The following is a 12,478-nucleotide window of genomic DNA, read 5'->3' on the forward strand; positions in this document are numbered from 1 at the left end:
AAGATACTTTGTTAAATAGGCAATTTGATACATGCTCTCTTTAAGGCCCGATTAAGTGTAATGACCATTTAGTTCGCCAAAATATACAATTTAAATAATGCTAATAACCAATCAATTGATGTTTTGAGAAAATCTATTACTTGGTGAAACAATCTTACGGTTTTTATAGTATTGATATATTCGTATAATACTATAATTAATTAACAAGAAAGTAAAATTGTAAAGAATCAAAAGTTGAAATTATGAATCTATTTTATGCTTTTCTGGTATCAATGTCAATTTCTACTTCCTTATTATCAATGCAGTCTCAACCCATATTAGATAAAGTTGAAATTAAATCTGAAGCTTTAACTTATTCCGAAGTGATCGAGATACCTATAGTTGATAAGGATAAGCTTTTTATCCGTGGTCGTGAATGGTTTAATGAAAATTTTAAATCATCTAGAAATGTTTTGCAGATTGAGGACAAGGAAACTGGAGAGCTAGCCGGGAAAGGAATAATGTCTATTAAAACTTCATACAGATCTTTGGGAGATAGGCCTTATCATGCGGATGTAAGCTTTACTATGAATGTATGGGTAAAAGATGGAAAGTATAAGTATGAGATAAGCAATTTTGAGGCTGGAGGCACTCAACAAGTATATAGAGGTCCAATAACTACTTCAAATGATTTAAAGGCCCAAATGATTGGATTAAGCAAAGAGAAAGCGAATGATGCTTACCTTAAATTAAAAAAGGAGGTGGATAAAGAAGCAAATCTAATGATAGCAAGTCTTAAGAAGAAAATGGCTCAAGAGTCAAATGCATCTAATTGGTAGAAGTAGGCTAATATCTCAGCTCAATTATTTTAAGCTTGCTGTGCAATACTATAATCACCTACAACAGCGGCTGCGTTACAATTAACACATCAGCATTATCCCATACGGTAAGATAACTTCTTCATATTCTTCCTTCAAGAATTTACTAATTCTATTGCCATGTACTTTGTATTCATTATTGATATTTAATGTTGATCGTTTACCAAATAAAATAAATTAAGTATTCATAATATTTTGAGATAGCTTTCCAATACATATCCTCAAGAACTAAAACAAATAAAAAAGCAGCCTCTAATATAAGAAGACTGCTCTTTTATTAGCTACAGTTCAACTACTCCTCCTCTAACTTCAACGCCACCAGCCTAAAGCTATCCAGAGCTGCTTCAATGTTCTCAAAGTGGTACAGGTGAAAAACGGTTACGATAGCTTGAATAGAGACAACTATGCTAATATTGACGGAAACGTGTACTTATTTACAACGAAAGGCCAAGTCTACGGGAAAAATAGAGAAAATGTGTTTTCAGTCAATCCAAAAGATATAACTAGCTTCCTTTATAGGAACATTGATTTAATGCCTACAAAAATCAAAACTTGGTTATTACTGACCCTACCAACTTTAAATCCAGCACCAGAGCTTAGTGAAGTCTAAAAAATTGTAATAGCCACTACATGAGCTGACACTGTTGCAAACTTCGCTTGCAGTAAGCTTATGAAGCTATTCTCATTGGCAACCCCTCCACACTAAAGTGTGGAGGGGTTGCCAATGAGAATAGTTAAGTTAGGGACGTCAGTGAAAATTTTGCTCATACGCCTTAAATATCAACTTACATCCTGACTATTTCACATAATATCATCTCTTACTTAATTGGAAGAAAACTTATAGACCTAATGCTTTTATGATTCTGTTGACTAGCTTAAGCCTAGTTAAAGTAAATAAACTAGTTAAATTTATGTTGTCATTGTAGCCTTCATTTATCAGGCTCTCATTTATAATCGGAAGTTGAAAAGCCCTTATCTTTACCTGCTTTCCTCCTGCCAGCTTATCTTCAATAAGCACCTCACTCACCCGTTCCTGGTAACCTTGTATGGTGTTAGGATAGAACAGCACAATCTCATCTGTATTGAAGCGCACGGCATAGGCAAACATCTGATAAAGATCCCCTTGGGCGATTCCCTTCTTAGGGTCTTTTTCATCAGAATAAACGATTTTATATTTCGTGTCCGCTATAACGCTCTTCCCCCCTATCTTCAAGAGTAAGTCCGGCCGAAGCGCAAAAGCTTCCTCCTTATCCAGATAAGTGGAGCTAACCTGCGCCTTTGCCTGCACGTCCTTGACTTCTTTCTCGATGAAACCGAAGACGAAGTCTTCAAAAACATACTCCATCGGAAGCAGGAAAGCAAAAAGCTTCAGGTCCTGCTTATAGTTAAAGGATATGCAGTTGCTTAAGAATAAGTAACAGTAATCCCGCACTGCCTCGAACTCCCCAAACATGGGGTTAAACTGTATGCTGGCACACTCCTCGGCTGTTGCCTGCACATCCGTCACCTCGTCCAATATAAACAGGATCTCCCGCAGATACTTTTTATTCTCGGAGCTGGTCGTATTCCGGAACAGCAAGCTCGCCACATACTTGATGATCCGGTTAAACTTGTTGTCCAGCACGAAGGCGTCATAGGTGCAGTTCAGCTTATGCCACCTTCCCCTGGAGATATTCTCATGGATGTAAGTACTGGTATTCAGCCGCCCTTTGATAAAAGGTAATTCATGGCTAATTTCTTCATATTGCTGGTAAATGGAGCTGGTCAGCAGTTCACGGGTATACTTAGAGAACAGGTAAATCAGCACTTCAAAGAAGTCACTTTTCAAGTTACCAAGTGCTGTCTGGTAATTAGGGAATTTGATCTTCCGGCAGTAGCTCAGCCACCACAGGATATGACACTGCATCGCCTGGATTTCCTCAGGGGAGCTCTCAGCACCTGGCTTGTAAAAGATCTTTGGAAGCAGGTTGATGCGCTGCCCTTCAAAGTATATGACGCCTACATATTTGTTCGACTTTACTTCTTTGGTCTTGTGCAGAAACTGCACAAACTGCTGCACTTCTATTTTATCCGCCTGCCCATTCAGATAGAAGTCTGTCTTCTCCCTGTTCTTCCATACCCCATCCAGGAACTCCTCCAGCCCATCTAATGAACTGGGTAGGGTTACCTTATTCTGGTATTCGAACAGATCAATCACGCTTTCCCTTTATTTTGAGTGGCCAGGCGTTATCCTCTGCTTCAAGGCCGGCATGCGACAATATGCCGCTTACCTCCTTTTCATCATTCAGGAAGTACTCCAGTAGCAGCGGGATCACTTTCTTGTTCATCCGCTCCACCAGGTTGTGGTTCTCTCCCATGAAGTAAGCATGGCCAATCTGAAAGTCGTGCCCCTTCAACTCTACTATCTTCTTATTGATCTTCTCCAGCACCTCCGTGTCGTATACCTGTTGCCCATCCAGCTGATACTTCGGATACATGGCTTCAAACTCAAATCGCCTGCGCAAGGCAATATCCAGCAGCGCGATGGACTTGTCTGCCGTGTTCATGGTACCGATGATGTAGAGATTGGAAGGAACAACAAACTCTTCTCCAGAGGGAAGGGTACACCGGAGCGGTATAGCTCCATGGGATCGTTTGTCAGGCTCTATCAGGGTAATCAACTCACCAAACACCCTGGAGATATTGGCGCGGTTAATCTCATCAATGATGATGACGTAGTTTTGTCGCTTTACTTTGGCTGGTGCTTCAACATATTGAGGAATGAATTTTAATATTTGTTGATAGACCAGAAAATAATACGTTATATCATGATAACCTGAACGTGATATAGTCTTTAAGTTTTTAGCTTCTTGTCTACTCGATATACCATGTATGTATAGCTCACGCAGATCACTAAACTTCATCCGCAAACCATTGACATGGTTCCACCTATCCCCTTTGTATCGGAAGGCATCCTCTTCTACTTCAAAAATGTATGCAGCTTCTGTAATTTTATATTTCCCCTCACTTTCCTGTAACTCCTCAATAAATTTATCAAGGGCTTCCTCAAATTGCAGTTCTCTTGAAACTTCCTCAGGTGCTTTCTCAGATAGCCTCAAATTATTCAATGCCCTGTCCGCGATGCGTTTGAACACGCCGTCCACTTTTTTGAAAGACAACTCCGCACCGTTATCTGTATCCGGCCTCAGGCCTTGGATAAAATCCTCGTAGCTGTAATTTTGGTGGAAGGTGATAAACTCAATTCTGTCACCCAGGTTCTCATTAAAAATCCTTTGCGCTTCCTGGTAGTCTTCCACCTCTCTGTTCTCAATTATCTGTGCAGCTCGCAGTAATGTGGTATAGGTCTTCCCTGTGCCGGGAGGGCCGTAGAAGATGGTATTAAGCGGAAGGTTCATAGCGATAGGTTCTTGAGGTGTATTACTCCAAATGGTATTGATGTGTTCTTGGTTGGTTACTTCCTTAATGGTGGCCCAATAGCCACCTGGGAAGTCCACTTCGAATGGCTTGAAACCGGACTCCCACTGGACATCTAGTCTTCTCCCATCCTTCGGATTGCCTGTCACTATCCCTCTTGCCCTAATAGCCATGACAGATCTCGTTTTCTCTTTGGTGAAGACCGCTTTTATGGCAATTTGACTGCCAACAGGCACCTCGCTCACTTCTTTTAGGAATTTGTCATCATAGCCATTCTCCCAGATCCCATTTCTAACAAACCTGTCCGTCTGATTATCGGGTGAAACTCCTTCCCAATAGGCTCCTACCAAATAATATTTCGATGCACTAAAAAGATTACTTCTTACAGCAGGATTCAAGGCCGCCTCAATAATACACTCATTGTGCTGTTTTGAAAACTGCGAGCGATGTGGTGACTTCTGCCCCTTCTTGTTCAACCTGGCCAACTCTAAAACAGGCTCTAAAAAGTCACCGATCTCGGCTTGGTCTGCCTTAACATCCACCCAGATGAAATCCTGTGAATTACTAATACTATATGCTTCATGCTTCAAATTTGGATACTTCTGAGCAAGTCCATTAAGAAACTTAGTAGGGATATAAAACCCTAACACAACAGAGCCATTCTTTCTTTTGATGTTCGTGACATACTTCCCTCCCACAGTTAATTGAATATTATTGATCGCAGATGCATAGACCAACTCATCTTCATTGGTCAAGTCTAACTCGGTCAATACATGCTTTGCCGTATCAAAAAATTTGTTGACTGCTTCCGGATCGTTTATTTTGGTTATTGCCTTTTTCAGGTCCTGCCATTTATCCATGTGATATATTCTATTTCTTCATAAATATATAATATTCCATATAAAATACAAGAGCAATGCAAATAAGTAGTCACATTCACTGGTAGAGGTATAACATAAAGGTCGTTATGCTAAAGGTATATGAAAGCTTCGGTGCTTGTTTCAATTTCTGTTCGATTTAACAGAATGCATCATTTGAAATTAAAAAAGAAAAACTTGAATATTAAATATTCAGTATAATATGTCTGGTTGATATATAAAATTTAACAATATAATTTTTAATTAATATATTTTAATTAAATTAGTACTAGACATCAAATCTACATTCGAACATAAAGGCAAATTTGCCATTCCTTCTTTAGCTACTCTGCTTCAGAGTTGATAAAGAAAGCGCCCCACAAATTACCTAGTACAAAATAAGACTATTGAATTTCCTTTAAGTCTATAGACAGCGGATAGCTATGTCCGATGAATATCCTTTTTGTAAGACCCGCACAACTGGTGCATCTATAATCTCACTTTATAACCCTTAAATTCACATTTTATGCAAACAACTGTACTGGATCACGAGCTTAAAACACATTTCCTTAATCTCTATTTCCTTGCCCTCTCCGATACCCAAATCGACACACAGGAGCTTGAAATGCTTTTTAAGCTTGGGCAGGAAAGGGGTATCCAAAAAGAAGAAATCGAGCAGATCATTCTGCAACCCGACAGCACGAAATTCACCATTCCACAGGATACCGTTACTAAAATTGAATATCTCTACGACTATGTGACCATGATATTAGCCGACGGTAAAGTAGACGAACATGAACATCTTACATTAAAGAAATTCTGCCTGAAGTTCGGATTCGACGAGCGCAACGTTCCCGCCATCATGCAGTTCCTGATCGAGGAAGCCATGAACGGAACAGACAAGAGGGAAATAATTGAGCAGGTAAAACAAACGCTATAGTCATGGTCAAACTATTCAAAGGCATATTCGATAGTGCAGCACCAGCCGAAGTACTGGAGCGCACCCCATCTTACCAGGATTTTGTAATGATCGACTGGTACGACGAAGGCAAAGCAAAAGCACAGAATCACGGCGCTTCCGAGACAGGGCTAAAAACCTGCATTGGCAAAATTTACCATAACCATAAGGAGATTCTGCGCCAGGACGAGATAGAGCAGGAAAAGGCGAAGCAGCCTTTTCGGGTGAAGCTTAGGGAATACATGATGAAGAATGAGGTATACCACAACCGCCTCGAGAAAATCAAGCATGTAGAGGTCCCGAAGATTGAGGAGAAAATTGAGGCCTTGCAGGAAGAAATCCGGGAAATGAAAAGGAACCCGCAGGATTTCATCGGCGACAAAGTTGGCAAGGCTGGTTTTGTGATAGGTACCATCATCCTCACTTTTCTGACAGTATACCTGTTTATCTTCTATAGTTCAGCTTCGTTCTCCGCTTTCTTCAAAGAATTTACAGTAGGTGAGTTGGGAGTTGCTAACTCCATCTTTGATGCACAAGCCCTCTCAAAGGCTTACAAAGACGGATTTACAGAATTGGTGCTCATACTTACTATTCCTTTTGTGTTCCTGGGCCTCGGCTACCTGATTCACAAATTTCAGGAAGTAAAGGGCTGGGGCAAATATCCTAAAATTGTCATGCTAATAGCTGTTACTTTCATTTTTGACGCTATCCTGGCCTATGAGATCACAGAAAAGATCTATGGCATAAAAGCAGAAAACAGCTTTGACGACATCCCGCCATACACTGTAGCCATGGCATTTCAGTCGGTCAACTTTTGGCTCATCATCTTTGCAGGATTTGTGGTGTATTTGGTTTGGGGTTTAGTGTTTGACTTTGTGATGGAGGCGTACGGCAAATTAGATCAGCTAAGTGTAATTGTAAAGGCAAAAAAGGAGGAAATCGCAAAGAAAGAAGAGCAACTGCATAAGCTTGATGAAGAAACAGATAAACTGAACAACATTATCGGCAGCAACAACACCGAGATAGAGAAGCTCAAGACCATCCTTGACCATTCGGATATCATTAAACCAAAAGAGTTGGAGCACTCCCTCATGCGCTTCCTGGATGGCTGGCTGGAGTTTCTCAATTTCAACAGCCGCGACGAAGCAGCACGCCAGAACGCGCACAATCTGGTAGTAGAATTTATACAAATGAATGTTAAACCCATGGAGGCCCTCGCCCAAGACAATGAAAAATAAGTTCCTATCCCTGTTTCTTGCCTTCGCCCTATTCAGCTGCGGTGGTTCTGAAGAAGCCAATATTGAGAAGGCATCTGTAAAGCCACAGGCTACAGAAGTTAAACCCCAGATGCTAAACATCAGCATTGTACTGGACTTGTCAGACAGAGTTATTCAACCCATGCAGCCCACGCAGGCTGAGCGTGATATCCAGATTGTAGGTAAACTGACGGAGGTATTCAGAAATAACATGAAAGCAAAGGGCTCTTTCCAGTCGAAGGACAAAATAAGAGTGCTTTTCAAGCCCGCCCCGGACGACCCGAATATCAATAACCTCGCTAAAAAGCTGTCGGTTGACCTGTCTAAGATGGACAGCAAACAGAAGAAAGAGGTTTACGATAACATCACCACTAATTTTGAGGAGGGCCTGAGAGAAATCTATACCCAGACCATCAACAGTAAAAACTGGGTAGGCTCTGATGTCTGGCGCTTCTTTAAAAATGATGTAAAAGATCTTTGCATAGAGTCTAATCCTGAATACCGCAATATTTTGGTTATTGTGACGGACGGCTACCTATATCATGAGCAGTCAAAAGACCGTCAGCAAAACAAAACCTCTTACATCACACCGAAGTTTCTGCAGGATGAAGGTTTTAGAAAAGGCGGTGATTGGCGAGAGAAAATGAAAAAGGAAAGCTATGGCTTACTGAGCACCAACCAAACAATCGAAAACCTGGAAGTCATGGTGTTGGAAATTAACGCATCTGATTCTCACAAGAATGAAGAGGATATTATCAAAGCATATCTCAACCAGTGGTTCCGGGACATGAATATTGAAGACCCGGTGCTCCATACCACAGACTTACCTTCGAATACGGAAAGAAGGATTGAAAATTTCTTTAGAAGCTAAAAAAAACAGCAGTTTCTAATAGAGTAAATCAGGACAAAACCTGCTTTAGAACAAAAAAAGCCCTTATCTCTTTGCATGATAAGGGCTTTTTTTCTGTGGCCCCAGCTGGAATCGAACCAGGCACCTACTGGTTATGAGTCAGTTGCTCTAATCGAATGAGCTATAGGCCCGTTCCCTTAAATGGCACCTGTCGTCTATTCACAGCCTAATTATTTGCTCAATCTTTTCTTCGAGCAGCGGTAGTCTGTTAACTTCAGATAAATGGCATCCTAAAATCTCTTCTCGGTAGCGGCTTTCCCAAATCTTTCTGTATTCTTGCTGCAGATATACCTTAACCGCATCCGGTGATCCAGCAATTTCTTCCAGCAGATTCAATCTATTGTCCGTGACATATACAATATCCTCAAAATCATGACTACTCCGATGGTCACCACCCCGACTATGAAAGGCAGAGAATTTTGTTGCCAAAAAATAATAAACTGGCAGTATATGTATTGTCACACCATCTGTTAACTGCACTTCTACAGACTCTTCCAGCCCCGGCTGGTACCAGGGATTAGAAAATCCAAGTATTTTAGGATTATCCGGCATCACATCAACTGTAATGCCCTCATAAGTGAAACGACAGATTACATTGCTTGCAGGATCAGGATAGAATTTTAATTCCTGCAGTCGTTCCTGCAGTACGCTCCATTCCCCGTAACCCGCTAAGGACACACTAAGGTCTATGTCGCTAGTCGGTCTCACAGTATCGGCTGCTGGGTCATCGGCATATAGGCTAAGAGTAGCCCCTCCTACAAACACCATTCTTTGCCGAAGGTCTTGCAGACCAACAGCCACTTTACTGATAACTTCTATATTTATCTCCTTACCGTCCATTAAGAATTCGCTTTTCCAGTTCAACCTTAGCCAGTTCACGTTCCCGCACTTTTCCAACACGAAGGGCATCAACCAATGCCAAAAGCTCATGCAGTTCGGAATTTTTAACACATGCCTCTACTACAGAAGGATAAAGCGGCTCTATTGATTGTCCTCTTACAGTTCCCTTTGCATATGGCCAGACGAGTTTTTCATTGCTCATGATGAGTTTATCTAAAGGTGCTGTACTGATGGCGGTAGGCACTCCTCTAACGATGGCACCCGGCTCTTGTGGAAACACATAGCGCAGCCCGTGGATTAAAAACTCGAGTAGTGCCTGCCGCATCACTTTTCGCTTCGGCTTGTCGATTAGACCAGCTACATAAGACCTGTTAAGTGATTCAGAAACCTCTGATGCGCTAATACCTAGCTCAACTGCAATGTCTTTCATCATCCAGGGCTCTTCTCCTTTTGCTATTATAGCCAGCAGTATGGCAATATCTTGCGGTCGCATGCCGCCATGTTTCTTCATTCCGTTATAATTTGTGATTCGCGAATCACAAATTACGAATTAATCCAGAAGAAAAAAACTCACTTATTAACGTCTCATTCTAGCGGATTTTCTCCTTGAGGGGACTAGGAGACAGTCTCCGATTTATCAGAGAATTAGAACAAAGGACCGCTGCGATGAGATAGGGTTAATCAAGCATTGCAGTTGTTCAGATATCAACCAGTACCTATTCCTATAAAGGACGAAGAATGGCCAAAAAAAAGCACCTACCTCTCTCCGAGATAAGTGCTTGATTTTCTGTGGGCCCAGCTGGAATCGAACCAGCCACCTACTGATTATGAGTCAGTTGCTCTAACCGAATGAGCTATAGGCCCGTTCCCTTAAAAGAAGGTGCTTCCTTTGATTTGGGAGTGCAATTCTACATATTTGTAGGGACAATTTCAAATACCAGACCAAAAAATTTCGTGGACCTGACTAGCGTTAAAAACATCATCTTCGACCTCGGCGGGGTCATCATCAACATAGATTACTTTAAAAGCATACGCGAGCTGGAGAAGTACTGCACCGCGGGCCATACCATCGAATACAGCCAACGCGCACAGTCTCACCTGTTTGACCTCTTCGAGACCGGCAACAGCAGCCCCGAAGAGTTTCGCCAGCACCTGCGCGAAGCCTACCACCTCGACGCCACCGACGAGCAGATCGACGAGGCCTGGAACGCCATGCTACTCGATATTCCGGCCGAAAGAATTGAGTTGCTGCGCGAATTGGGCAATAAATACCGCATTTTCCTGCTCAGCAATACCAACGCCATCCACATGAAGCGCTTCAACGAGATGGTAGAACACAGCTTTACTATGCCGAGCCTCGACTCGCTGTTTGAGCAGGCCTACTACTCGCATCTGATCGGGCAGCGCAAGCCCGACGCCATCGTGTTTGAGCAGATACTGGAGCAGAACGACCTGCAGCGCGAAGAAACGCTCTTTATCGACGACAGCATTCAGCACATCGAGAGCGCCCGAAAAGTGGGCCTGCAGACGCTCTTCCTGGAGCCGCCGCTCACCATCAACCAGGTATTCAGGGATGCGGTTTCCTAAGCAGCAAGACAGGTATAGCCTGCACCTGTTGCTCTTTGTCCTCACCCTGATCACGACCACCATTGCCGGAACCGAGTGGCGCTTCGGCAAGCTGTTCTTCTGGGGACCGGAGGGCTTTTCGTGGACAGGTTCCTTTACCTGGGCCGAACTGGCAGCCGGGCTCTACTTCTCTATCCCTTTTCTGGGTGTGCTCACGGTGCATGAGTTCGGGCACTACTTTACCGCGAAGCGCTACCGGGCCGACGTATCATTACCTTATTATATCCCGCTGTGGTTCGGCATCACGTCCACCATCGGCACCATGGGCGCTTTCATCCGGATCCGGAGCCGCATCTTCTCGAGGCAGCAGTTCTTCGACATCGGCATTGCCGGTCCGCTGGCCGGTTTTGTGGTGGCTATACCACTGCTGTGGTACGGGTTCACACACCTGCCCGACCCGGATTATATCTTCACCATTCACCCGGAGTACCAGCAGTTCGGACAAGACTACGCCCGGTACGTCTACCAGGGCGAAGGCAATTTTTCGCTCGGCAAGAACCTGCTCTTCCTGTTTTTCGAGCGATATGTCGCAGACCCGGCGCTGGTGCCCAATGCCTATGAAGTGATCCACTACCCGCTGCTCTTTGCGGGCTACCTGGCTTTGTTCTTTACGGCGCTCAACCTGCTGCCCATCGGGCAGTTGGACGGCGGCCACGTGCTCTACGGCCTGACCGGGTATAAGCGCTTCAACCAGCTCTCGCCGATCTTCTTCGCGCTCTTTATCCTGTATGCCGGTATGGGCATGATCTCGCCGCACCGCGAGCCTCTCTGGGACGACAGTCTGCTGGTGGTACTGGCTCCCTTTGTGTTCTTTGCCTTCCGGGGCATTCTGCATGATAACCGCCGTGGGCTGATGGCCGCACTGGGGATGCTGCTGGCGCAATACAGCCTGGCCGAGACCTTTCCAGTGCTCGCGGCTTACATCTGGGCATGGCCGGTGTATGTGCTCTACCTGTTCTTTGTGCTGGAGCCCGCGACGCCTAAGCTGCGCTATACCCTATACCTGGTGCTGATCGTGTTGACGGCGCAAGTAGCGATTGCCTGGCTATACCCTGACGCCGACGGCTACAGCGGCTGGCTGGTGTTCGGTCTGCTACTCTCGCGGCTAATGGGCATCTTCCACCCTTCTTGTCCGAACGAAGCACCACTTACGCCAGGGCGGAAAGTGCTGGGGATACTGGCATTTGTGATTTTCCTGCTGTGCTTTAGCCCAACGCCGTTTGTGATTGAGTAACCTCCCCTCTGCCCCCTCCTTTTAAAGAGGGCCCCTACCCCCAAAACAGGAGGGGGAGCTTGTGCACGATTAACATCCCCCTGCCCCTCCCGAAACAAGTCCGGGATCTTCGACTTCGGAGGGGGACTTTCTGAAACTGCTTTCCGGTCTGTCATCCTGGAAGGATCTTGGTTGCAGAGGGTTAAGGCAGTTGCTATAACCTGCCCCCTCTTTCATAGAGGACCCCTACACCTAGAAGGAAATTTCAGCCTTTAACCATGTCAGGGTATAGGCTTCGCAGCTGCAGCAGTTCTTTTGCTGTACCGGGTCCAACCACCCCTACCCCTCCTTGCCCAAGGAGGGGAGTATGTTTCTACCAATAGATAGGTATAAGCGCTGTCATTATCGTCACAGACCACTGGCAGGTATAGCAAGACTAACTTGCCCCGAAAGCCATGAAACAGACCACCTTAGCCAGATGTACAACTGACGATTTTTTGTTTGAGCGGTCAGCGAGTTTAAAATCGTCTTGATTTTTTTGCTTACT

The 12,478-nt window shown here is 44.1% G+C and carries 11 protein-coding genes and 2 tRNA genes; 7 read left to right on the forward strand and 6 right to left on the reverse strand.

Features of this window, described 5'->3' with window-relative positions; genetic code table 11:
- The first annotated feature begins 242 nt into the window (after positions 1-242).
- Positions 243-818: a DUF4468 domain-containing protein gene (locus IEV97_RS04010; RefSeq protein ID WP_188500193.1), complete on the forward strand. Its 576-nt coding sequence runs from the start codon at positions 243-245 to the stop codon at positions 816-818.
- Positions 819-1,245: 427 nt separating this feature from the next.
- A complete protein-coding gene (locus tag IEV97_RS04015; RefSeq protein WP_188500194.1) occupies positions 1,246-1,467 on the forward strand; it encodes a hypothetical protein in 222 nt (73 codons plus the stop codon).
- 228 nt (positions 1,468-1,695) lie between these two features.
- On the opposite strand, the gene IEV97_RS04020 is transcribed toward IEV97_RS04015, so the two are convergent.
- Positions 1,696-3,054, reverse strand: coding sequence for an McrC family protein (locus IEV97_RS04020; RefSeq protein WP_188500195.1), 1,359 nt, complete (start codon positions 3,052-3,054; stop codon positions 1,696-1,698).
- Positions 3,047-5,131 carry an McrB family protein gene (locus IEV97_RS20165; RefSeq protein ID WP_188500196.1) on the reverse strand — a complete coding sequence of 695 codons (2,085 nt, stop codon included), beginning with the start codon at positions 5,129-5,131 and terminating at the stop codon, positions 3,047-3,049. The genes IEV97_RS04020 and IEV97_RS20165 overlap by 8 nt, the downstream gene beginning before the upstream one ends.
- Before the next feature lie 523 nt (positions 5,132-5,654).
- Between IEV97_RS20165 and IEV97_RS04030 the strand changes: the two genes are divergently transcribed.
- The 3 genes from IEV97_RS04030 to IEV97_RS04040 are packed head-to-tail and all read left to right on the forward strand — an operon-like array spanning position 5,655 to position 8,213.
- Complete coding sequence (locus tag IEV97_RS04030; protein WP_076422581.1) at positions 5,655-6,068, forward strand: hypothetical protein; 414 nt, start codon at positions 5,655-5,657, stop codon at positions 6,066-6,068.
- A gap of 2 nt (positions 6,069-6,070) precedes the next feature.
- Complete coding sequence (locus tag IEV97_RS04035; RefSeq protein ID WP_188500197.1) at positions 6,071-7,324, forward strand: hypothetical protein; 1,254 nt, start codon at positions 6,071-6,073, stop codon at positions 7,322-7,324.
- Positions 7,314-8,213, forward strand: a complete 900-nt coding sequence (locus IEV97_RS04040) for a hypothetical protein (RefSeq protein ID WP_188500198.1) — start codon at positions 7,314-7,316, stop codon at positions 8,211-8,213. The genes IEV97_RS04035 and IEV97_RS04040 overlap by 11 nt, the downstream gene beginning before the upstream one ends.
- Positions 8,214-8,309: 96 nt before the next feature.
- On the opposite strand, the gene IEV97_RS04045 is transcribed toward IEV97_RS04040, so the two are convergent.
- The 4 genes from IEV97_RS04045 to IEV97_RS04060 form a co-directional block, all read right to left on the reverse strand.
- A tRNA-Ile gene (locus IEV97_RS04045) sits at positions 8,310-8,383 on the reverse strand.
- 28 nt (positions 8,384-8,411) lie between these two features.
- Positions 8,412-9,092 carry a nucleotidyl transferase AbiEii/AbiGii toxin family protein gene (locus IEV97_RS04050; protein WP_188500199.1) on the reverse strand — a complete coding sequence of 227 codons (681 nt, stop codon included), beginning with the start codon at positions 9,090-9,092 and terminating at the stop codon, positions 8,412-8,414.
- Positions 9,082-9,603: a MarR family transcriptional regulator gene (locus tag IEV97_RS04055; protein ID WP_188500200.1), complete on the reverse strand. Its 522-nt coding sequence runs from the start codon at positions 9,601-9,603 to the stop codon at positions 9,082-9,084. Before IEV97_RS04055 ends, IEV97_RS04050 begins: the two co-directional genes overlap by 11 nt.
- A gap of 279 nt (positions 9,604-9,882) precedes the next feature.
- Positions 9,883-9,956 (reverse strand) — tRNA-Ile (locus IEV97_RS04060).
- Between the two features lie 90 nt (positions 9,957-10,046).
- Between IEV97_RS04060 and IEV97_RS04065 the strand changes: the two genes are divergently transcribed.
- Positions 10,047-10,679, forward strand: a complete 633-nt coding sequence (locus tag IEV97_RS04065; RefSeq protein ID WP_188500201.1) for an HAD family hydrolase — start codon at positions 10,047-10,049, stop codon at positions 10,677-10,679.
- Positions 10,666-11,952 (forward strand): site-2 protease family protein, encoded by a 1,287-nt coding sequence (locus tag IEV97_RS04070; protein WP_229733785.1) that lies wholly within the window; start codon positions 10,666-10,668, stop codon positions 11,950-11,952. Before IEV97_RS04065 ends, IEV97_RS04070 begins: the two co-directional genes overlap by 14 nt.
- Positions 11,953-12,478 lie beyond the last annotated feature (526 nt).

Origin of the sequence: Pontibacter amylolyticus, assembly GCF_014638845.1 — a bacterium.
Taxonomy (GTDB): domain Bacteria; phylum Bacteroidota; class Bacteroidia; order Cytophagales; family Hymenobacteraceae; genus Pontibacter; species Pontibacter amylolyticus.